The sequence below is a fragment of the Niallia sp. Kr1 genome (genome assembly GCF_050389805.1).
Classification (GTDB): domain Bacteria; phylum Bacillota; class Bacilli; order Bacillales; family Cytobacillaceae; genus Bacillus_BD.
Genome location: NZ_CP130945.1, coordinates 1,009,667 through 1,031,763, shown reverse-complemented (window position 1 = coordinate 1,031,763; position 22,097 = coordinate 1,009,667). Strand labels below are relative to the sequence as shown.

Annotated in this window: 24 protein-coding genes; 8 read left to right on the top strand and 16 right to left on the bottom strand. The window is 35.9% G+C overall.

Translation table 11 applies throughout. The features are described from left to right. Positions 1 to 38: 38 nt before the first annotated feature. From yunB to Q5760_RS05040, 5 genes are all read right to left on the bottom strand, one after another. Positions 39 to 812, bottom strand: coding sequence for a sporulation protein YunB (gene yunB / locus Q5760_RS05060; RefSeq protein ID WP_428911144.1), 774 nt, complete (start codon positions 810 to 812; stop codon positions 39 to 41). 74 nt (positions 813 to 886) lie between these two features. Next, complete coding sequence (locus Q5760_RS05055; RefSeq protein ID WP_428911143.1) at positions 887 to 1,990, bottom strand: HD-GYP domain-containing protein; 1,104 nt, start codon at positions 1,988 to 1,990, stop codon at positions 887 to 889. A gap of 127 nt (positions 1,991 to 2,117) precedes the next feature. Further along, positions 2,118 to 2,420 (bottom strand): YunC family protein, encoded by a 303-nt coding sequence (locus Q5760_RS05050; RefSeq protein ID WP_428911142.1) that lies wholly within the window; start codon positions 2,418 to 2,420, stop codon positions 2,118 to 2,120. Between the two features lie 297 nt (positions 2,421 to 2,717). Continuing rightward, positions 2,718 to 4,094 (bottom strand): bifunctional metallophosphatase/5'-nucleotidase, encoded by a 1,377-nt coding sequence (locus Q5760_RS05045; protein ID WP_428912498.1) that lies wholly within the window; start codon positions 4,092 to 4,094, stop codon positions 2,718 to 2,720. 67 nt (positions 4,095 to 4,161) lie between these two features. Further along, entirely contained in the window at positions 4,162 to 4,980 is an 819-nt protein-coding gene (locus tag Q5760_RS05040; RefSeq protein ID WP_428911141.1) for a sulfite exporter TauE/SafE family protein, read from the bottom strand. A 908-nt stretch (positions 4,981 to 5,888) separates the two neighbouring features. Here Q5760_RS05040 and Q5760_RS05035 point away from each other — a divergent pair. After that, positions 5,889 to 6,230 (top strand): hypothetical protein, encoded by a 342-nt coding sequence (locus Q5760_RS05035; protein ID WP_428911140.1) that lies wholly within the window; start codon positions 5,889 to 5,891, stop codon positions 6,228 to 6,230. A gap of 114 nt (positions 6,231 to 6,344) precedes the next feature. On the opposite strand, the gene Q5760_RS05030 is transcribed toward Q5760_RS05035, so the two are convergent. From Q5760_RS05030 to Q5760_RS05005, 6 genes are all read right to left on the bottom strand, one after another. Further along, on the bottom strand, positions 6,345 to 6,500 hold the full coding sequence (locus Q5760_RS05030) for a hypothetical protein (RefSeq protein ID WP_428911139.1): 156 nt from the start codon (positions 6,498 to 6,500) through the stop codon (positions 6,345 to 6,347). 72 nt (positions 6,501 to 6,572) lie between these two features. Further along, entirely contained in the window at positions 6,573 to 7,169 is a 597-nt protein-coding gene (locus Q5760_RS05025; RefSeq protein ID WP_428911138.1) for a DUF2703 domain-containing protein, read from the bottom strand. Between the two features lie 84 nt (positions 7,170 to 7,253). After that, positions 7,254 to 7,838 carry an RNA polymerase sigma factor SigZ gene (sigZ, locus tag Q5760_RS05020; RefSeq protein ID WP_428911137.1) on the bottom strand — a complete coding sequence of 195 codons (585 nt, stop codon included), beginning with the start codon at positions 7,836 to 7,838 and terminating at the stop codon, positions 7,254 to 7,256. Positions 7,839 to 8,079: 241 nt separating this feature from the next. Then, positions 8,080 to 8,763, bottom strand: a complete 684-nt coding sequence (locus Q5760_RS05015) for an MIP/aquaporin family protein (protein WP_428911136.1) — start codon at positions 8,761 to 8,763, stop codon at positions 8,080 to 8,082. A gap of 255 nt (positions 8,764 to 9,018) precedes the next feature. Next, positions 9,019 to 10,122, bottom strand: a complete 1,104-nt coding sequence (locus tag Q5760_RS05010) for a GTP-binding protein (protein ID WP_428911135.1) — start codon at positions 10,120 to 10,122, stop codon at positions 9,019 to 9,021. A 65-nt stretch (positions 10,123 to 10,187) separates the two neighbouring features. Continuing rightward, positions 10,188 to 10,919 (bottom strand): methyltransferase domain-containing protein, encoded by a 732-nt coding sequence (locus Q5760_RS05005; protein ID WP_428911134.1) that lies wholly within the window; start codon positions 10,917 to 10,919, stop codon positions 10,188 to 10,190. A 556-nt stretch (positions 10,920 to 11,475) separates the two neighbouring features. On the opposite strand from Q5760_RS05005, the gene Q5760_RS05000 reads away from it, so the two are divergent. From Q5760_RS05000 to Q5760_RS04970, 7 genes are all read left to right on the top strand, one after another. Further along, complete coding sequence (locus tag Q5760_RS05000; RefSeq protein WP_428912497.1) at positions 11,476 to 11,790, top strand: ArsR/SmtB family transcription factor; 315 nt, start codon at positions 11,476 to 11,478, stop codon at positions 11,788 to 11,790. Between the two features lie 388 nt (positions 11,791 to 12,178). Then, the gene (locus Q5760_RS04995) at positions 12,179 to 12,508 is read left to right on the top strand and encodes an arsenic metallochaperone ArsD family protein (protein ID WP_428911133.1); all 330 of its coding nucleotides are present in this window, start codon (positions 12,179 to 12,181) and stop codon (positions 12,506 to 12,508) included. A gap of 35 nt (positions 12,509 to 12,543) precedes the next feature. Next, on the top strand, positions 12,544 to 13,788 hold the full coding sequence (locus tag Q5760_RS04990) for an aminotransferase class V-fold PLP-dependent enzyme (protein WP_428911132.1): 1,245 nt from the start codon (positions 12,544 to 12,546) through the stop codon (positions 13,786 to 13,788). A gap of 109 nt (positions 13,789 to 13,897) precedes the next feature. Continuing rightward, the gene (locus Q5760_RS04985) at positions 13,898 to 14,551 is read left to right on the top strand and encodes an ArsI/CadI family heavy metal resistance metalloenzyme (RefSeq protein ID WP_428911131.1); all 654 of its coding nucleotides are present in this window, start codon (positions 13,898 to 13,900) and stop codon (positions 14,549 to 14,551) included. A gap of 84 nt (positions 14,552 to 14,635) precedes the next feature. After that, a complete protein-coding gene (locus tag Q5760_RS04980) occupies positions 14,636 to 15,340 on the top strand; it encodes a class I SAM-dependent methyltransferase (protein WP_428911130.1) in 705 nt (234 codons plus the stop codon). Positions 15,341 to 15,776: 436 nt separating this feature from the next. Next, positions 15,777 to 15,932 (top strand): hypothetical protein, encoded by a 156-nt coding sequence (locus tag Q5760_RS04975; RefSeq protein ID WP_428911129.1) that lies wholly within the window; start codon positions 15,777 to 15,779, stop codon positions 15,930 to 15,932. A 334-nt stretch (positions 15,933 to 16,266) separates the two neighbouring features. Next, positions 16,267 to 16,497, top strand: a complete 231-nt coding sequence (locus tag Q5760_RS04970) for a tyrosine-type recombinase/integrase (protein WP_428911128.1) — start codon at positions 16,267 to 16,269, stop codon at positions 16,495 to 16,497. Positions 16,498 to 16,585: 88 nt separating this feature from the next. Here Q5760_RS04970 and sufB read toward each other — a convergent pair whose 3' ends face one another. From sufB to sufC, 5 genes are all read right to left on the bottom strand, one after another. Beyond that, on the bottom strand, positions 16,586 to 17,983 hold the full coding sequence (sufB, locus tag Q5760_RS04965) for a Fe-S cluster assembly protein SufB (RefSeq protein WP_428911127.1): 1,398 nt from the start codon (positions 17,981 to 17,983) through the stop codon (positions 16,586 to 16,588). Positions 17,984 to 18,057: 74 nt separating this feature from the next. Beyond that, on the bottom strand, positions 18,058 to 18,507 hold the full coding sequence (gene sufU, locus Q5760_RS04960; protein WP_428911126.1) for a Fe-S cluster assembly sulfur transfer protein SufU: 450 nt from the start codon (positions 18,505 to 18,507) through the stop codon (positions 18,058 to 18,060). After that, the gene (locus Q5760_RS04955) at positions 18,497 to 19,726 is read right to left on the bottom strand and encodes a cysteine desulfurase (protein WP_428911125.1); all 1,230 of its coding nucleotides are present in this window, start codon (positions 19,724 to 19,726) and stop codon (positions 18,497 to 18,499) included. Before Q5760_RS04955 ends, sufU begins: the two co-directional genes overlap by 11 nt. Further along, complete coding sequence (gene sufD, locus Q5760_RS04950; RefSeq protein ID WP_428911124.1) at positions 19,726 to 21,036, bottom strand: Fe-S cluster assembly protein SufD; 1,311 nt, start codon at positions 21,034 to 21,036, stop codon at positions 19,726 to 19,728. The genes Q5760_RS04955 and sufD overlap by 1 nt, the downstream gene beginning before the upstream one ends. 17 nt (positions 21,037 to 21,053) lie before the next feature. Further along, positions 21,054 to 21,839: a Fe-S cluster assembly ATPase SufC gene (gene sufC / locus Q5760_RS04945; protein ID WP_428911123.1), complete on the bottom strand. Its 786-nt coding sequence runs from the start codon at positions 21,837 to 21,839 to the stop codon at positions 21,054 to 21,056. Between the last annotated feature and the right edge of the window lie 258 nt (positions 21,840 to 22,097).

Below are 22,097 nucleotides of genomic sequence, written 5' to 3'. Positions count from 1 at the left end.
ACAGGCACTTCCATAAAATGGAAGGTGCCTGTCACCTGTTAATTTTTAGGAAGTTGAATGGATGGGGTGGTTTTGCCATTTCCATTATAAAATTGTGGGACATCCCCTCTGAATACACCCATTCCGATTGGTATATTTCGTGTGACAACTGTAGAGTCTGCTGAAAATGGCATAATAACCTCAACCTGAATTTCAACTTCCATAGATACTTCAATTACTCCTCCATTGATGCCAAACTCAACGACTTTTGTATGGATATCTGACTGTACATCTCCTATAATGGAAAACTCGACTGGGACATCCGGACCTAAATTAGCTAACAGTGCGTTATCTGTCACCCTCCCTAAAGGGACAGTGAAATGGATTCCATCTGCATTTTTATCGTTTGAATGTAAGTCGATATTTTCTTGGGAATGCAAGATCATTAATTCCCCTTCTTCCGCTTTTTTTAGATTTTCCAGTATACGTCTTTCGATTTCTGTTTGTCTTCTTAAAATTCCTTCCGCATCTAATTGAATATTATTCACTTCATCTGTATTGGGAATTGAACTAAAAAGATTGTCATCTGACTTTTCCTTCAGTTGCTGTTCCACGGCATCATTAATGACTAACGTAGCTAAATTTACAGACTCGGATTTAGCATAAGTCATTAATACGGGTTCAAGCTCTTTATCCACAATCCAAAACCCAAACGCTGTTGAAAAAATAAAAAAGACAAATGTTAGAAGTAATACATATCGAAAAGGAAGTGGTCCTTTTTTGACCGTTTTTCTACTGTTAAAAATTCGCTTCCGAAATCTAAATCTTGGCAAAAAAATCCCCCCTTACAAGCTATATGTATGCAAGTAAAAGGAGACTAAAGCTAAAAATTATATATATAAACCATCTATTTATTTTGATGTTCTTTAAAAGTCGTATCGCATCCAATGATCACGAATGAAAGTTTCTCTTCCAAATTTAATTCATATGGTTCAACTTGTTCACCATTTTCCTCTAATATCCGAACAATCGGACGGTCACTGAGCGCTGCATTTTGCTTAACAACAACTCCTTTTCGACCATCATTAAGCTCAACTGTAATCCCAACAGGATAAATCGCAACTGCTTTATGAAATGCTTTTACAACATTCAGTTCATATTGTCGCTCTACTCCTGCATAAAGCAGTTCAAGACCTTCATGAGGCAGCATTGCCGATCGGTACACTCGATTCGATGTTACTGCATCAAACACATCGGAAACAGCGATTAATTTGGCAAAGTCATGAATTTCCTGACCTTTAATCCCCCGTGGATAACCTGACCCATCCAAGCGCTCATGATGCTGAAAAGCGCAGTGTGCCACAAGTAAAGGAACAGAATAAGAGTTTCTCAATATGTCAAATCCTTCTGTTGTATGTGTTTTAATGACATCAAATTCCTGATCTGTAAGTCTACCTGGTTTTAATAAGATCTCTTTCGGTACAGTTACTTTTCCGATATCATGTAAAATTGAACCCAACCCAACCGTTTCTAATTGGGCAGGTTTTAAGTTTAATTCCATTCCTACCGCCAAAGAATAAAGAGTAACGTTTAAGGAATGGGTAAATATGTAGTTATCATGAATACAAACATCTGAAAGAATCGACATTAATTCTGAGTTTGAATCTAACTCACTGATAATGTTTCGGATGATATTTTGATACTGCTTCACTGACTTTTCCAAAACAAAAGATTTGGAAGAGATCGGTTCATCTATCACACTCTTCAATGTCGTTTTAATCGTGGTAACAGCTTCTTGTCTTAATTGAGGAGAAATCGGATCCTTAAATTCAATTCCTTCTGTTTGTTTATCATCAATATAAATATAGGTAATATTGAGTTCGTTCAACCTTTTAAGAATTCTCTCTTCAAGACTTACCCCTTTATTAACTAAGACTTTTCCATTATCATTATAAATCGCTTTCCCCAAACGAGTACCAGGTCTTACGGTAGTTGTTTTTACTAAACGCATTTCAAAACTCCTAATATATTTATCATTTATATCGACATTTTCCTAAAGAATTTAACCATACGCTTCAAAATTTTCAGGGTGAGAGGCACCTTCCGTTTGATGGAAGGTGCCCCTCACCCTAGTAAAGTTAAATCATTTTAAGCAATGCTACTTTCCCAATCATGCCTTTATGAATACCAAGTGCTTCTGCTTCATACGTTACGGATTCTAACGGAGCTTCCAAAAGCTGTTCAATTGTTTTCACGCCTGTTGCTCTGCCAGCAATAATTTTTCGATCTTTTAATTTATCATTTAGCAATGCAACATCAAGAGCTCCACACATAATATATCCCTTATCACTTGATACGACGAGTAAATTGGTTTTTGGCAATTTCACGGAGATACTCAGAAAAGTGTGACCCTCGATCACAATGGGAGTTAAATTCATCATTTTCGTATTATGACACTCCTTCCTTCTCTTCTATTCATCATTATCATATGAAGAAAAGGACAGCATGTGTCTTATTGGACTGACTGTTTTTCTATCGGTTACGAAGAAAATTGAGGTTTCTGAAGTTAGATTGATGTCTAGCTCCTAGTGGACTACCCGTTTCTTCCGCAACGATAGCGTCAACATCGATTCGCATGATCGTGCTCAGCGTGTTTCCTTTATCTCAGAGGGAACATCGACTAATAACCGTCACGTCATATGGCAAACGTCGATGTCAGCACATCCTGTGCAAGTCAGTCAATACGGAGCTGAGCAAGGCGCTTCCACTTTTCTGATTTTCCATTCCAATAAATGACGCATAAACTCTGGTAAAAAGTATTTCTTATTTTTCGCTCTAAAAATGGAAGGGAAAAACTTTCCAAACGTAAACATGTCTGGAATGGCAACTCTATAAGTCAAATTCGCATCAATCGATCTACCCTTAATAAAAAATTGATAGGATTGTAGCCTTTTTTGTATTTCTATTCCGCTGTAAATCATTTTACCCATTACTTTCCCGCGAAAGCCAAGCCCCATTATTTGCATTTCCTTCCACTTCTCATCTAACGACTGTAGGAGGACCTCTTTAAGCTCCGCTCCCGTCAGCTCTACTACACATGGGTTAATAGGATGAGGACAGTTTTTCAATAAATCAAACTTCGTTATCACTCCAGGAGTTGGATCTTCTATAATTAAACCTTCGTTAATCAAGGCACAGTCTGCCTGACACCATTCCCTTGTGGCATCACACAAAAGGATTGCCATTTCTTCTTTTCCCATATAGGGATGATTTACTGAAACGATGTCATTCGAAAGCAAATCTTTGCCTTTTTTATAAAGATTTTCAACTACCATTTCTTCACCAAGAGTTGCAGGTAATTCATTGGAATCGTATAACCTTGCCTTTTTATCAATCAATTTGTTATCGTCAATTATTAAGGTGATATGACCTACATACATTCCGTACTTTCCAGCGCAAGTCAGCAAGGTTTCATTTACTAATTTACCTTCATGTAAAATATGATGAGTATGACCGCCAATAACTACATCTATTTCAGGAAATTCCCTTCCAATTCGTTCATCATCTCCAATTCCAAGATGGGATAGTAAGACGATGATATCAGATTGATCTTTCAACTTTGTAACCTGAGCTTTTAATATTTCCAAAGGGTCTTCTGTCTTCCAGCCTAACAAATGATATAAATGTGCATAATTGGCAGTTAATCCCGTAACTCCCAATTTAATACCTGATTTTGTTTCAAAAGTAGTATTTTCTTTTACCCAAGAAGGGTGGGTTCCATCCTGTTTAAATAAGTTTGCAACTAAAACATCAAATTGACGATGGTCGTATAAATGATCTAAGCCGTCATGCGGAAAAGTAATTCCTTCGTTGTTGCCAATTGTAATCGCATGGAATCCTGTTTCATTTAATAATTGAGTGTTTTCTTGACCCATAGATGCCTCGGTAAGAGGATGCCAACGATCCGCATGATCCCCGATATCAAATAGAAAACAGTCCTCTCCATGTTCTTGATGCCATTTTTTCCTTTCTTGTAAAAACGATTGAATCCGAGGCCAATGCTCAAAATGGCTATGTAAATCGTTCGTGTGATAGATATGAATCACTTCCATCATCAATCGCAATCCCTTCTGATAAAGAATATATTATCTATTAATAGTAACATAATTTTAGTGGAAACTCTTATAATAGAGCATCTATAATTAAACGAACACCCACAAGCACAAGAATCACTCGAAGGATACGAACAATCGTTTTACTTGGTAATTTTTGATTAATTTTAGCTCCTAATGTTCCTCCTATCCATGCTCCGGGAATTAAAGCAAAAGCATATAACCAAATAATATGCCCTAACCATATATAGGTTATGGAACTTGTCAGAGAGGTAAAAAACAACAGTAGCATCGAAGTAGCGACCGCAATATGTGCGGGAAAGTGAAATAATAGAATTAATGACGGAACCATTAAAGCACCACCACCAATTCCTAGCAATCCACCTAAGAATCCAACTACAAAGGCGATGGAGATAGCCATAATAGGTTGAAAACCGTAGGTATACTCAATCCCATCACTCTCGATAAAGGTACGCCAAACTCCTTTTTCACTATTTCTTTTTAATGGAGGGATTTTGTCTTTATAGACTAATACAATTGAGATAAAGATCATAAATAAACCAAACCAGAGGGAAAAACTATCCGCATTTAACTGCTTATTGGCCCATGCCCCGACTACTCCACCTGGTCCGCCACCCATGAATAAAATAAGACCTGTTTTGATATCTACCTTTTTTTGTTTATAATAGGCAATGGTCGATGATAGTCCTGTGAAAATAATAACCAATAGGGACGTTCCAGCAGCAATTTGTGGAGTAACTTCGCTAAAAAAACCTGATGCACTTAAAAATAACAAGGAAGGAACGATTACAATTCCTCCACCTAATCCAACTAAGCTGCCAATTGTTCCAGCCAAAAGACCTAGTACCATTAACACAATATATTCCATTAGATCGTTCACCTACTATTAAATAACAAATGATTTGTCGTCCATCCTAAGAATAGACAATTTGGCACTAAATGTAAATGAATGGTAAAGAAAGATGTTAGTTTCGTATTTGCAGAAGGCTTTGTGTATTTACTTGATTTTTGCCGTGGGCACCCTTTTACGCAGTAGGTTTTCATTTTTACGCGGTAGTTTTTCTGGGTTCTCGATTTATCCGAGTTAACCATTTTACACGGCAGTTATTTTTGGGTTCCCTCGATTTTTGCTGTGTAAATTACTTTTACGAAGCAGGTTTTGTCAATTTCTTCGATATTTGCTGTATAAACCACTTTTACACGGCAGTTTTCTCGATTTCCTCAATTTCTGCTGTGTAAACCACCCCGGCAGTTTTTAGCGATTCCCTCGATTTTTAGTGTAGTAAACTACTTTCATATACCATTTGCCGTGAATCCATACAACAAAAAAACCGTTTGCCACAAGAGCAAACGGTTTTTCAACTTAACCGATAGAACCTTCCATTTCGAACTTAATTAATTGTGTAAAAAACAGCTTTAAATCATATAAAAAGGAATAGCATTATAGCAAGTGTTTGTCGATTTTTATAAATACATTAAAATGCAAAACAAAATCATTTCGGCACGAAATCAGCATGAAGGATTACCGTAAAATACCCCATGGAACAAGGGTTTAAGAGTTTCTTTATTACATCATGCCGCCCATTCATCAAGTTATAAAATATGAGCAGCAGTGTGAGCATATTTTATAACTTTTCAGAGGAGCAAATAAAATTATTACGTAATTTAACTTGCGCTAAAATTATCTCTGTTCTAAAATATAAAGCCGTACGAAGTCGTGAATATATATATAACACTCGGACTTCAACATAAGACAATTGATACCTGGTAATAAAATTGATTAATGCAAAAATAATAATTGAAATTAAAAAGGATAGATTTATTATTCATCTAGAGTTTATATTATCTGGAATAAAATTTACTGCATATGAAGCCAAGCTATACAATTGGAGAAGAGCATTATTTCAAGCTATTCAATATAAATGGTTTTCTAATAAATCTTATGTAGTAATGCCCCAGAAATATATAAAACCAGCCATCAAAAACTTACAAGCTTTTGTTGCTAATAATATTGGACTTATTGTAGTTCATGATGACAGGAAATGTAAAACTCTACTGAAAGCAACAGAGGTCAGACCTACAGGTAAGGCATTTAATTGCAATTGGAATTGCCCTTGATCAAATCAAACATACAATTTAAATAGAAGAGTCTCTTCTGAATTCAGAAATAGCTTCTTTCCAAACAACTAGATGTGAGTCATTACTTTTTTGATCTAATTGAATATAGGCTGCTTATAACAGAGTATATAAATCTTCTGTATTTGATATTGCATCTTCCAAAGAATCAAACCGTTCCGATACATCATCTGTATCTTTAAAGATATTATTTGCTACACCGTTGATACTTGCCCAATGGTGAAATAAACTTGCACTTCGCACAAAAAGCAACGCTAAAAAAAGCGTCGCTTTTCTAAAATTCTTCCCTCTTTTGAAGGGGTTATAATTAGTTTTTAAGTAAAGTTAACAACATTGACTGGCTCCTTCGTTACTAATACAGCATTTATTAGGTGCGTTCTTCTCAGTAAAGAAACGTTTTAGATTTTCTGGAAGGACATACGGTTCTTTACTTTCTTCCTGTAAAGATTGATTAGTACCATAGACTTCTTTTAATATGGCATCCATGATTAGTGATTTTGGAGCTTCGGTATATTCCTTTCCCTCATAGACCCACACCCGACAATCTACACTGGAACCAGTAAGTGAACCACAGGTATCGCAGTTATTTTCTTTTACGGTTAATTGAATATCTTTCCCGTTTAGTCTAATGGTTGGTGAACTGATAAAATGTAATGCCTCTGCTTGCTCTTCATTTTCAATCAGAATACGATTTATTACCACATCATATCCAATGGTTCTTAATAAAGTAGAAACTTCATTGATCGCATCGTTTAGGTTCTGTTCCGTTCCTTTACAACGGGTACATACTTGAAGATCGATGTACATAAAATCAATGATTAACTGTTTTTTTTCCTGTTGTTCCTCTTTCGTTTTGAAGTTATCCATTCCGCAGCCACAGCTACCCTCAGTTCTTACTTGTTCATTCTGTTCGTTTGACATGATACAGCCTCCTCTTATTTAAATAATTACTTTCACTTAAAAAGACGGAGACATTTAAGAAAGGACGCAATTTTTATTTATTTTTTAAACATTACGGCAGGTGCAATTTTCATTATTAATATCATAATCAAGTATATTTCCAAATTGATCAAACTCTAAATGGCAACATTCCAAAATGATATTCTTCAACTTTTTCCTCCCACGCTGAACCCTTGATTTAGCACCTGAGAGGGAAATCCCTAATTTATTTGCTAATGCTTTTTGGGTATTCCGCTCTAATTCTACATAGATAAGCGCTTCCCTATATTTAGTATCAAGCTGTTGTATTAATTCCGATAACCACATAGTCACAATTTCATTTTTGTTATGATTACTACTACTGGTTTCGTTTTTTTGAAGCATCTCATCCTGAAAAGGTAACAAATCCTTATTCCTGGCTTGACTTCTATAAAAATCAATAATGGTATTTTTGGTTATTTGATAGATCCAGGAATGAAGATTGTTTTTCTCCCTTAGGTCCGATAAATGACTATAAATTTTAATAAACACTTCTTGAAGGATATCTTCAGCATCTTGTTCATTTGCTACACGAGCTCTAATAAACTGCCTTAAAGAGGATCTAAACTCCTGCCAAATTTGGTTTAGATTAAATGGTTTGATTCTAAACATCTCCTTTTTAAAGAGTATTTTAATGATAACTTAACTAGATATAGTTTTTCCATAATTTAACCCTATTATATTATTAATGAAAAAATAAAAAAGCACATTACTATAAAGTTTTTGTTCAACCTTTCTGGTAGCGTGAATAAAAAAGGCGCTTCTGTTTAGTACAGAAACGCTACCTAATTATTTATTAACAATATGCATTAAATGACCATCTTAATTTTACCTTTTCATGTTTCCTTTCCAATTAAGCAACTTCATTTACGTCTGATTTTTCTATCAACGGATCTTTATTAGATTCATTTATTTTATATAAAACTGCTGCACAACTGGCTCCTAAAATAGTTGCAACAACATACACCCATAAATATTGAAATGTTCCCGATACGATGGCAGGTCCAATAGATCTTGCGGGGTTCATTGATGCACCAGAGATTGGTCCTCCGAACATAGCTGCTAATCCCACTGCTGAACCGATGGCAATTCCTGCAAAGGATTTATTGGCTTTTCCATGAACGGCACACCCGAAAATGACATACATTAAAAAAAACGTAAGGATAAACTCTAAAACAAACCCTTGTAACCAAGAGTTTCTAGGTAGCGTACTTCCCAATAAAGCAACATTTCCAAATAAAGCAAACAACGTTATACTTGCTGCCAGTCCTGCAATTATATGAGTAATAATATAGTAAAGTGCTACCTTTTTTTCCATATCCCCATTAATTAGAAATCCAATGGTAACGGCTGGATTAAAGTGTGCACCGGAAATATGGCCAAATGTATAAATTAATGTCATGACTACAAGCCCAAACGTAATGGCTACTCCAATATGTGATAAACTGTGAGTGATTTCATCTATAATGATGGCACCGGTCCCAGCAAAAATAAGAAAATAAGTTCCTAAAAATTCACTTATGAGCTTATTTTTCATTTCTTCATTCCTCCAGATATTTTTTCTTTCGTCTTCCTCTATAGAATATTTTAGAAATGATATGTAATTAAAGTCTTCATTCCAGCCTTACTATATCAATCCACTCTCATTTTTTACTAGGTTACCTGTAAATTTATCTAGCTCCATTCATCACAAGAAGAAAAGGACGCTTTTGAAAACATACATTTATGTATACGTCCTTTTACATCCAGAGTTATGAGATATTAGATGATTATAATCATCTAATATCTCAATTCAATTAATTTCTACTAAATCACGATAAGTTGGATTTGGTCTTGCTGGACTAAAACATTCTAAATGGTCAATTTGAGTACTCACGTTCCATTGGTCGCAAACCGTATTAACAATGCTAGTGATCGTGTCTGAAAGCTGATTTGGCTGGGCAAGAACACGGGCATTTATTAATAACGTCATTTCCGTGACAATATCTTGATCTTGGAAAATCCATTCCCATTCCTTGTTTGAATTGGTTAAACTACCTTTGATAACACGTGAACCATTTCGTCCCATTAGTTTAACGTGGGCAGCTTCGAAACCTTTTTTCACGAATTCCTCCTGCATTTCTATTCCAATTGTTTTCACTAATTCCTCTAAGTTAAATGATTTTTCAGCGGTGAGTTTGATTGATGCGTTTAACCATCCTAGATATGCCTCAGCTGTAGCATAGATATCGTAATCAAGCGTGTTCAGTACGCTTTCCCCAGAAGATTCTTCAGTATGGCCGACATAGTCAATCCATTCTTCTAAACCGATCCCCTGTACGGCAGAAGTACGAATAAAGCGTGCATTAGGGTTTGTTCGGTGTAACTTCTTCTCTACTTCCTCCATTAGCTCATTACTCACTCTATCAGACTTATTTAAAAGAACAATTTCCGCCTCTTGAATTTGTTGAGCGAACAAATAGCCAACCTCATATGGAAATGGATTTCGATCTTCAAGTAAAAGATTCGCTCTTTCGGGGTCTACTGCGATCGTGATCGGTGTTATACGAAAGTTATTACTTTGCAATCTTTTCATAGGGCGAATGACGGTTGCTACTAAATCCGTACAACTCCCAACTGCTTCTGCAAGAATCCAAGTAGGTTGTTGATTTTGGGCAACACGAATAACAGTTTCTTGAAGGTCATCAAACTTACAACAAAAACAGCCTCCAGTAATCCCAGTCGCATTCAATCCTTTTGATTCCATAAACTCGGTATCAATCAAGTCGCTCCCCTGATCATTTGTAATAATCGCCACTTTTTCACCTTTTTCCTGTAATCGTTGTGCAAGTTCTGCTAGTAAAGTAGTTTTACCTGCTCCAAGAAATCCACCTATTAAAAGTAAAGAAGTTTTCATTCTATAACCCACCTATTCATCAATTTTTTTTGATTTAAGAGATAGAATCATCATTGTCTAATCGTTTATTTTGATTTAAATGCAAATATTTTTGCTGAGGTAATTTCATTACCATCTCGATACGGCACAATCAGTTGATCTCTAAAATCGACATGCTCAAATCCTGTACTTAATAATTTCATCGTATATTCTTCCTCTGACATCATCACAATACAGGCTGCCCAATCCTGCGAAGTGAGCTCATCAAAAGATTCGGAGTTTTTCTTAGAAAAAATGGTATCTATCGCTACCATATATCCACCTGGTTTTAATATTCGATAAACCTCTGAAAAAACTTTCTCCTTGTCAGGAAACATCCCGACTACACAGTTACTAATCACCACATCCACAGAATGATCCTGAGCTGGAATGTCACGAGCATCTCCTAGACGAAACTCAGCATTAGGGATTCCTGCTTCCAGTGCCGCACTTTTAGCAACGTTAATCATATTGTTTGATGCATCGACGCCGATAATATGACTTTCAGGTCCAAGCTTACGTGCTAGCAGCATGACATCAAGCCCCGCTCCGCAACCTAAATCCAAAATTGTTTGATCTGGATAAAGTTCCAAGCCTTTGGTTGGAGATCCACAGCTACTGGATAACTCTAATACAATTCTAGGAATACCTGCTAACTCCTCTGGAGTATATGTATCCGAAGGGGAGCAGCACAAAGTGCTGGCACCATTTTGGGCTAGACTATCGTATTCTCGTTTTACAAAATCACTAACTTGATTTAATTCTTGAACATTTTTCACAATCATTCCCCCAATCATTAATAGTTCAATCTGGCTAGAGCATTCTTCCCCTTATTTTCGACAAATCTAATCGCTATTCGTCAGTATTTGCGGTTTTACCACATCCTTTTCCTTAGTTCTATTTAACCGTATCATAAAAAGTTGATTTATTTTTGAAAATTTTTGTAAAAAATTATGAAAATATGTTAATTCGGATAATTTAATTAATAACTTCCTATATTGAGCATCTTTTACTAAATGCTTATTCTAGTCTTTTTGAATAAAAAAACAAAAGTTCAATATATATTTTATTGTTTTACTGTAAATATTTGTAAATTAATATTAATTTTATTATAACGAACAGATCATAGATATTGCCAAAGGTACTATACAAGGATATAATTTTCTTAAATCAGATAAATTTGATTTATAAAGTTGAATAACTAGCAGTATAGATTAAAAGTTTTGTGTTAAATATTATTGTTCTATCTAAATTCAGAGAAATAAGGAAAATCTCATGGGTTATTCATTTAAAGGATGTGAAGAGTTGAAGGAACTGTTGGTTGTCGAAAATCAGATATCCCAAGATTTTTTTAAAACTTATCAGGCTAAATTCCAAGCATTAGCTGATGAAAAAAGGTTACAAATTCTTTATGAATTGTGTCAGAACGGGAAATCATGCGTTTGTGATTTATCCGAAATAATGGAGATTCCACAATCAAAACTGTCTTATCATTTAAGGATTCTGCTTGATGTGGGGCTCATCCAAAAAGAAATAAAAGGAACTTGGAGCTACTATGAACTCAACCATCCCGTTATTAATGCGTTGCTTTCTGAAGAACTTTGTTGCATTTTCCGAGGTATGGAAAACTGTTGTAATCATTCAAATTAAATTTTTGCTTCTATGAATTACTCAAACTATTAACATTGTCACTTGAAATCGGAATGGATATTATTTAACCATTCCGATTTCATTTAGTATTAATGTTCCAACCTTTTATAAGTGGTTCTGAGTCATTCAATTTTTTTAAACTATTATGTTTGAAAATTAAATTTATTGTAAAGTTTGGAAAATGCTATTGTTTTAAAATGTCGAAAGATTTACAATCTCATTAAATCAAAAAAAATTGATATAAGGGTAATTAGAACTAGAAATCCTTTTCAAATATTTTAAATGGAACATATTTCTAAGCTAATGCTAATATTTAAATCAACTTTTTTTGATTTAATAGTCTTTTAATCAACTTTTTTGATCTAAAACTAATTGTTGGAGGGATTTTATGAGAACTGTTTATTTCTTTGAAAAAACCTGCTGTGGTCCAAGCCAATCGGAAGAAGTGGTCAATTTTCTACAGAAAAAGTTCAATGGTACTGCTGAAGTGAAAACTTTTGACTTAGGTAAAAGTACTGGGAACATTCCTATGCCCCCAAGCCTTTTGTTCAAAATTCAAAGTGAAGGGATCAAATGTCTGCCTGTAATGGTGGTAGATGGAAATATTGTAGTTGAAGGCGGTATACCAAATTTAATGGATGCTGTTCGATTAGTTGAAACAGGGAAACCAAGCGTAAAAGAATTGAATCTCATTCAGCAAAACAATTGTTGCAGTTAAACAAAAAAATTCGAACATAATTTGGAGGTAATAAAATGTTAGACGTACAAGCAATTCGAAAAGATTTTCCCACTATTACAAATGATAATGTTTACTTAGATAGTGTTGCTTCTTCCTTAACACCCGTAAGCGTTATTGACGAAATGACTGAATATTACTACAAATATCGCGCGAATGTTCATCGGGGTTCTTATGATCTATCTATGCAGGCCTCCGAAAGGTATGAAAATGCTATTGGCAAGATTGCAAAATTTGTTAACGCTAATCCATCAGAGATTGTCATCACAGGAAATACCACACATTCCATCAATGAGATCGCTCTTACATTAGATTTTAACGAGGGTGACGAAGTAGTATTGTCCAGCTTAGAGCATTCCTCAAATATGGTGCCTTGGATTCGCCTTCAAAAGAAAATTGGTATCAAAGTCCGTTTTTATAATCCTGGAAAAACAGGGATTTTCAACATTAATGAGTTTGAAAAGTTATTAAATGAACGTACTCGCCTTGTTTCTCTTACATATGTTTCCAATGTCCTTGGTTCGATCGTACCTGTAGAACAGATTGGAAGAATCTGTAAAGAAAAAGGAATTTTATTTTTAGTTGATGCTGCTCAAGCTGCTCCTCATCTCAAACTAGATGTCAAAAAAATTGAATGTGATTTTATGGCGTTTTCTGGACATAAGATGCTCGGACCTACGGGAATTGGTGTTCTGTATATAAAGCAAGAACACGCAGATTCGATGATGCCCGCTTTTTTGGGAGGTGGGACCATTAATACTTCAGAGTGTCACTGTGAGTCACTAGATACATGCAATATTGATGCTTGCACATTTAGTGATTTACCTTACAAATGGCAAGCGGGAACTCCACCAATTGCCGAAACGATTGGTCTTGGTAAAGCGGTTGATTATCTCAATGAAATCGGTCTAGATTATATTGCCAAGCATGATACGGAGTTGATGGAGATTGCCCTGAATGGCTTAAAAGAAATTCCAGGTATTGATATTTATGGCCCATTAGAGCCCGAACAACGGAATAGTATCATTTCCTTTAATATAGAAAATCTGTCTCCAACTGAAGTAGGACGCATTCTGAACGAAGAATTTAATATTTCAGTAAGAGCAGGTGACCATTGTGCCGTTAACTATTTCAAGGATGTCCAAGGTCCAGAACAACCACCTGGTAACGTTCGAGCATCTTTCTATCTCTACAATACCGTTGAAGAAGTACAACGTTTTCTGTCTGCAGTAAAATCAATTTCTGAACTTGCGAGGGTGTGAACTTATGGAGCTAATCATCTATACTGCTAACCAAGAAGATCAGTCATATCTAGAGAGTTTGCTACAGTCAATTTCCGCTGGTCCAGAACATCTTCTGAAAATAGTCAACGTGAGCGGAGCACAGGAGGATGGGATCCCGTCTGTGGTTATTGAAGTCATGATGTTGAAAAAAGTTGACACATTTCCGCTAACAGTGATTGACGGTAATCCTGTCATTAGTGGACGTTTCCCAACAAAAGAGGAGCTGGAGGATTTCTTTATAAACGGTGTTAAAGAACCGATGATTCTGGTGAATAGAGCAGACAGCGCAGTTGATTTCCCTACAAAAAGCAGATTACATATCAGTTTAGATGTTAGTAATTTGTCCGAAAGCCTGCGTTTCTATCGTGTTTTGTTCAATCAGGAACCTATTAAATTACGTTCCGATTATGCGAAATTTGAATTAGAGGATACCCCTTTGGTCATTACACTAAACGAATTTGGCCGAAAGCCAGGCAAGGATGGACCTGTTAATCATTTTGGTATTCAAGTTAAAAGCAGCGACGATGTACTCATGGCTAAGCAAAGATGTTTAGAGGCAGGATTCACATTAGAAGAAGAAGTTGCCACAGCTTGCTGTTATGCAGTACAAACCAAAATTTGGGCAGTAGATCCCGACGGCACAAAGTGGGAAGTTTATGTCGTAACTGAGGCAGATGTAGATGCTGGTTGTGGACCTGATTGCATCTGCTGGGTAGAGTTACAACCAAGCTTGACTGTATAACATGAGAAAGTGTTGTAATGAACATGTCTATCATTTATCACTTATTTTTTCATCGTTAATTAAATCATTCAAGGAGGGGAAGAAATGACTGTTGAAAGTCAGAATGCCTTATTTGAAGACCAAGAATTTACGAATGAGTATGAAAAAATGATTGCAGCCATTATTCCGGGCTATAATCTAATGTTCGAAGCAGCAGGGACCTTTTTAAGTAATGTTCATGAAGAAGCTCATTTATTAATCGTAGGTGCCGGGGGCGGAAAAGAACTCTCTTTATTTGGATCTTCTCATCCTAATTGGATATTTACTGGAGTTGATCCTTCCCAGCCGATGTTAGAATTCGCTTTGGAAAAAGTAGAACACCTAGGTATGAACGAAAGAGTCCAACTAGTTAAGGGGTTTGTGGAAGAGATTCCACAGGAAGTAAACTTTGACGCTGCTACATGTATGTTGGTTCTGCATTTTCTACCTGATGACCAGAGCAAATTAGCCCTTCTTGAGAATATTAAAAATCGGTTAAAACCAGGTGCTCCCCTGTTGTTGTCAGTCCCTTACGGAGATAAAGAATCACCGGAATATAAAAAAATAATGGAAGCATCAGAACAATTTTATCGCTCTAAGGGTGTTAGTAAGGATATGATACAGGAACATTTTGACCGAATACAAAATGATGTTTCAATTCTATCGGAAGAAAAAATTAAAAGATTGCTGGAACAAGCCGGATTTGAAATGGTCACACAATTTTTCACTTCCTTCAATTTTGGTGGTTGGTACACAAAGAGAAAAGCTTGATTAGTTAATATTTGACCCGGTAGGGAAATCTCCTACCGGTCTTATTTATTTGATTCATTTTTAGCTATAGGCACTTCTTAATTAAAATTTATAAAAACCTTCTTTTAAAATCGTATTCATTTCCAAGCTATACTTTTTAACCTCAATATAAAAAGCTGTAGCATAATCTAGAAACTGTTCTAAAATAACTGCATTTTTAAATTCAAGGAAAAATCAAACATTCTTGGCTTATTATTTATTTTGGTATGTGGAAGCTCTACAAGAGCTTTACTAACAACTGCACATAGTCCACCTAATATCCTTGCTTTTGATTCGTTGAATTGTTTCTAAAATGTTTTCTCATCTTTTCTGTTCAATTCATCTATTGCCGGAAGATTTATTACTACAGAACCATCCAGTAAATCCTGAAAAGAAAAAAATCATAACTATAAAAAGAGTGGCAATAAAAAGATGGATTTCATCATTTGGTGAACTAGATGACAATGGAAAAGAAAAATATTCGTTTGGTTCAAGATTGAAATATCTTTCAGTTATCAAAAGTATTTTGCATCATGCTGTTCATGAACTTGAAGTGCTTGAAAAATCCCGCTGATAAATTAAAGGTTCCTGTTCAAGATGCTGTTGCTTTAAAGAAAGAAAAAGTGAAATCAAGCATTAGCATTAAGATGGTCAGATATTAATGGAGAAAAGATAACCATCGACAAACAAAAAAGTCATGATGATAATAACAAGGTAAAATTGACAACACTAAAAAATTCTTCATCCTACCGAACAATCAAGATTGATAACGATTTATTACGTGAATTTGAAAAAAATTTTTAATGAAGCACTATGAATTAATTTTAGGGAATCCAAGATTCAAAAAAATGAAGATGGTATTATCTTCCAAAATTTTAATGGTCATTATCTAACACCTTCTATTATTCGTGAAACAATCCGAGGATATTGCAAAAAAGCTGGTGTTGAATATAAAGGGACCCGCGGCTTCAGACCACACACATGCGGTTCTACTGCTTGAATCAGGTGCTAGCCTAAAATATGTATCAAATCGCTTGGGACATAAAACCATCAAAACAACAGCGGATACTTATCTTGATATTACCGAAAAAATAGAAGAAGACGAACTTAAAAAGTTCGCCTCCTACACTAAAAGATAATTTCAACTTGGCACAAATTTGGCACGACACCAATTTGGCACGATATGAAATCCTCCCAAACCCTTGATATATAAAGGTTTTTTATATATTAACCGATAGAACCTTCCATTTCGAACTTGATTAATCTGTTCATCTCAACAGCATATTCCATTGGAAGTTCTTTTGTAAATGGTTCAATGAAGCCCATGACAATCATTTCAGTTGCTTCTTGCTCTGAAATACCACGGCTCATTAGATAGAATAATTGTTCTTCAGATACTTTCGATACTTTCGCTTCATGTTCTAAAGAAATATTATCATTCAATACCTCATTATAAGGGATCGTATCTGAAGTTGATTGGTTATCCATAATTAAAGTGTCACATTCAATGTTAGAACGTGAACCGGCAGCATTTCTACCAAATTTCACTTGACCACGGTAAGTAACATTACCGCCATGCTTAGAAATGGATTTCGATACAATCGTAGAAGAAGTATTTGGTGCTAAGTGAATCATTTTCGCACCAGCATCTTGGTTTTGACCTTTACCCGCAATCGCGATTGAAAGGGTTAAACCACGAGCACCTTCTCCTTTTAAAATAACAGCTGGATATTTCATCGTTAATTTAGATCCGATATTTCCATCGATCCATTCCATTGTTGCATTTGCTTCACAAACTGCACGCTTTGTAACAAGGTTGAACACGTTGTTCGCCCAGTTTTGAATCGTTGTATAACGGCAGTATGCATCTTTTTTAATAATGATTTCAACAACAGCACTATGAAGTGAATTTGTTGTATAAACAGGAGCTGTACAGCCTTCAACGTAGTGTACAGAAGCACCTTCATCAACAATGATCAATGTACGTTCGAATTGACCCATGTTTTCAGAGTTTATACGGAAATACGCTTGTAATGGCGTATCTACTTTCACACCTTTTGGTACGTAGATGAATGATCCACCAGACCAAACAGCTGAGTTTAAAGCAGCAAATTTATTATCAGTTGGCGGAATTACTTTTGCCCAGTGCTCACGGAAAATATCTTCATTTTCCTTTAAAGCGGAATCTGTATCTTTAAACACAATTCCTTGTTCCTCTAAGTCTTCTTTCATATTATGATAAACAACTTCTGATTCATATTGAGCCGAAACTCCTGCTAAATATTTTTGCTCTGCTTCAGGAATTCCAAGCTTATCGAACGTTTGCTTAATCTCTTCTGGTACTTCATCCCAAGATCTTTCAGTTTGCTCAGATGGTTTTACATAGTAAGTGATTTCATCAAAATCTAATGAAGATAAATCTCCGCCCCATTGTGGCATTGGTTTACTATAAAAAATGTCCAAAGATTTTAAACGAAAATCAAGCATCCATTGTGGTTCTTCTTTCATTCTTGAGATTTCTTCCACGATTTCCTTTGTTAAGCCGCGTTTTGACCGGAAAATGGAGACGTCTTTATCGTGAAAACCATATTTATAATCACCGATTTCTGGCGCTTTTTTTGCCATCGTCGTTTTCCTCCTTTAATAAGCGAAGTAATCATTCGCTAATGTTATCCGGTGTCAAAACACCGAAACTTTCTTTACTTTTCTTCCTCGTTAAGGGCCTTCTCCATAGCCTTCCAAGCTAGAGTAGCACATTTGATTCGAGCTGGAAACTTACAAACGCCTGAAAGAGCTTCAATATCCCCAAGATCCAGATCATCATCTTCATGATCAGCATGAGGATCTTTTCCTTGGACCATATCAGAAAAAGTATGTGCCAGCTTTAGGGCTTCCTCAACAGGTCTACCTTTAATTGCATCTGTCATCATCGAAGCTGAAGACATGGAGATCGAACAACCTTCTCCTGTGAACTTAGCATCCACTACCTTGTCATTTTCTACTTTAAGTGTTAATTGAATACGATCACCACAAGTAGGATTATTCATATTGATCGTAAGGCTATCATCTTCAATAACACCTTTATTTCGTGGATTTTTATAATGATCCATAATTACTTGACGGTAAAGGGCATCTAAATTAGAAGACATCGCTAAAATACTCCTTTGTTTTCACAAGTCCCTCCACAAGTCTATCGATATCCTCTTCCGTATTGTACAGATAGAAGCTGGCTCTAGCTGTAGCCGAAACGTCTAACCATTTCATTAATGGCTGTGCACAGTGGTGTCCAGCTCTTACAGCTATTCCTTCTGCGTCTAGAACCGTCGCAACGTCATGTGGATGAACGTCGGAAAGATTAAATGTGATAACACCCGCACGCTTTTCAGCTTCAGCTGGGCCATAAATCGTTAAACCTTCAATTGTTGACATCTTTTCCAATGCATAAGCAGCTAATTTATGCTCATGCTCCAAGATATTATCTAAACCAATTTCCTGTAAAAAGTCGATGGCTGCGCCTAGACCAATTGCACCTGCAATGATCGGGGTTCCACCTTCGAACTTCCATGGCAATTCCTTCCATGTAGATTCGTAGAGTCCTACAAAATCAATCATTTCACCGCCAAATTCAATTGGTTCCATATTTTCAAGCAACTGCTTTTTACCATATAAAACACCAATGCCAGTCGGTCCACACATTTTGTGCCCTGAAAAGGCAAGGAAATCAATGTCAAGGTCCTGAACATCTATACTCAAATGTGGTGCTCCTTGAGCTCCATCTACGACGATGACTGCTCCATTTTCATGAGCGATTTTTGCGATTTCCTTTATCGGGTTCATTGTACCAAGTACATTCGATACCATGGTTAGGGCGACAATTTTTGTATTAGATGTAATGGTTGCTCGGACGTCATCTAATGATAACGTTCCATCCTCTTGCAGTGGAAAATATTTCAAAGTCGCACCTGTTTGTTTAGCCACTTGCTGCCATGGAATCAAGTTACTATGATGTTCCATATAGGTAATAATGATTTCATCGCCGTCACTCAAGTTTGCTCTCCCATAACTTGAAGCGACTAAATTTAAAGCAGTTGTAGTTCCTCTTGTATAAATGATCTCTTGAATCGACTTAGCATTGATAAATTTACGAATCTTTTCACGAGCACCTTCATAAGCATCCGTTGCTCTCGTTCCAAGGGTATGGACACCTCTATGGACATTCGAATTATCCTGACGATAGTAATTAGATACAGCTTCAATCACCTGTATGGGCTTTTGAGAAGTTGCCGCACTATCAAGATAAACGAGTGGATGTTCGTTTACTTCTTGATGTAAAATCGGGAATTGTTGTCGAATCGCATTGATATCCATTATTTTACTTTCCTTTCGATCACTTCAACTAGCTGCTTTTTAACTCCTTCAATTGGAAGTTCATTTACAACTGGTGCTAGGAAACCGTGAATAACTAGACGCTCTGCTTCTTTCTTTGAAATTCCTCGACTCATTAAATAATACAACTGACTTTCATCGACACGACCAACAGATGCGGCATGTCCAGCGGTTACATCATCTTCATCGATTAATAAAATTGGATTTGCATCTCCGCGTGCTTTTTCGCTTAGCATTAACAGACGAGATTCTTGCTGAGCATCTGATTTAGAAGCACCATGTTCAATTTTACCAATCCCATTAAAGATCGCTGTTGAACTTTCTTTAAGGACACCGCGTTTTAAAATATTGGCCGCTGTATTTTTACCAAAATGGGTAATTCTTGTTGTGAAGTTTTGGATTTGCTCACCCGTCCCAACGACAACTGCTTTTGAATCACCATTAGCACCGTCACCAAGTAGTGTTGTTGTATTATCTGAAATTGTATTTCCATCGTTCATTAATCCTAACGACCAGCCAATTTTTGCATCTCTATGTGCAGTACCGCGACGGTTTACGTAGGTCGTAACTCCTTCAGCTAAGCTATCAACTGCACCATATTGTACTCTTGCATTCCCATTAGCAATTACTTCTGTTACAAGGTTGAATACATTACCTGTACTCTTTACAGTAGAAATATAATTTTCAACATAAGTTACAGAGCTATTATCATCAGCAACAATCAATACGTGATTAAATAAATTAGCTTCTACGTCGTCATGTAAGAAAACGGCTTGAATTGGATCCGTTAATTCAACATTCTTCGGTACATAAATAAATACACCGCCATTGACAAAAGCTGCATGTAAGGCTGTTAATTTATTCTCGTCAACCTTTACACAATCTTTCATCAAGTACTTTTGCAATAAATCTCCATGCTCTCTTGCTGCCGTAAAGATATCCGTAAAAATAACTCCCTTTTCTTGTAACTCCTTCGATACAGACAGAAGTGTTGGACGGTTATTTCTTTGGATATATAAAGATTGATTGCTTTCGTCAACATTGATTAATGATTTCACTTCTTCTGGAAGTTCATCAAAACTTGAGAAGTCTTCACTTTTTACAATGTGCTTTTCAAATTGTGAGAAATTCCATTTTTCAATATTTGTTTTGTCAATATATGGTAATGGAGTGTCCTGTGCAAGTTCAAAGGCATGAATACGTAATTCAGTTAACCAGCCGGGCTCACCCATCTCTTTAGAAAAAGAGCTAATATACTCTTTTCCAAAAGAATTTACTAATTCTGTTGTCATCATTAAATCCCCCTAACTTACGCTTCTTGCCCAACTGTTTCGTCTTCAATTCCTAGTTCTTGTTTAATCCAATCATATCCCTCTGCTTCTAATCTTTGAGCAAGTTCAGGTCCACCAGACTTCACAATACGACCTTGCATCATGACGTGAACAAAGTCAGGAGTAATATAATTTAAAAGACGTTGATAGTGGGTAATTAACAGACATCCGAAATTTTCACCGCGCATTTCGTTAATCCCTTTAGATACAACCTTTAATGCGTCAATATCAAGACCAGAATCAATTTCATCTAAAATCGCAAATTTAGGTTGGATCATCATTAATTGTAGGATTTCATTTCGTTTCTTCTCTCCACCTGAAAACCCTTCGTTTAAATAACGTGAAGCCATGTTTGAATCCATTTCAAGGAAATCCATTTTCTTATCCATTTCCTTAATAAACTTCATTAAAGAAATTTCATTTCCTTCTCCGCGACGACTGTTGATAGCAGAACGAAGGAAGTCTGCGTTTGTTACACCGCTAATTTCACTTGGATATTGCATAGCAAGAAATAGACCTTCACGTGCACGCTCATCAACTTCCATTTCAAGAACATCTTTACCATCTAAAGTAACACTACCTTGAGTAACTTCATATTTTGGATGCCCCATAATTGCTGAAGATAAAGTTGATTTTCCGGTTCCATTTGGTCCCATGATCGCATGGATCTCTCCACCCTTGATCTCTAGGTTCACACCTTTAAGAATTTCCTTCTCTTCTATTGAAACATGTAGATCATTAATCGTTAGTACAGAACCTGACATAATGTAAAAACCTCCAAAAAAATAATATTGTATCAGTCGGTATGAACCGGCATTTCTATTCTCATTTAATTCTCATTCAATCTTATACCAAAATTGAAATGTTAGCAACCGTTATGCAGTAATAACAAGCTTTCAAAACAAAAGTGTTTAGAAAGTCTACATGACCGCTATTGAGAATGGTTTTAATGAAGTTTTATGGTGAAAATTTAAAAACTTTTTTCTAATATAGTATGCTTCAACTGTTAAATTTGTATATTT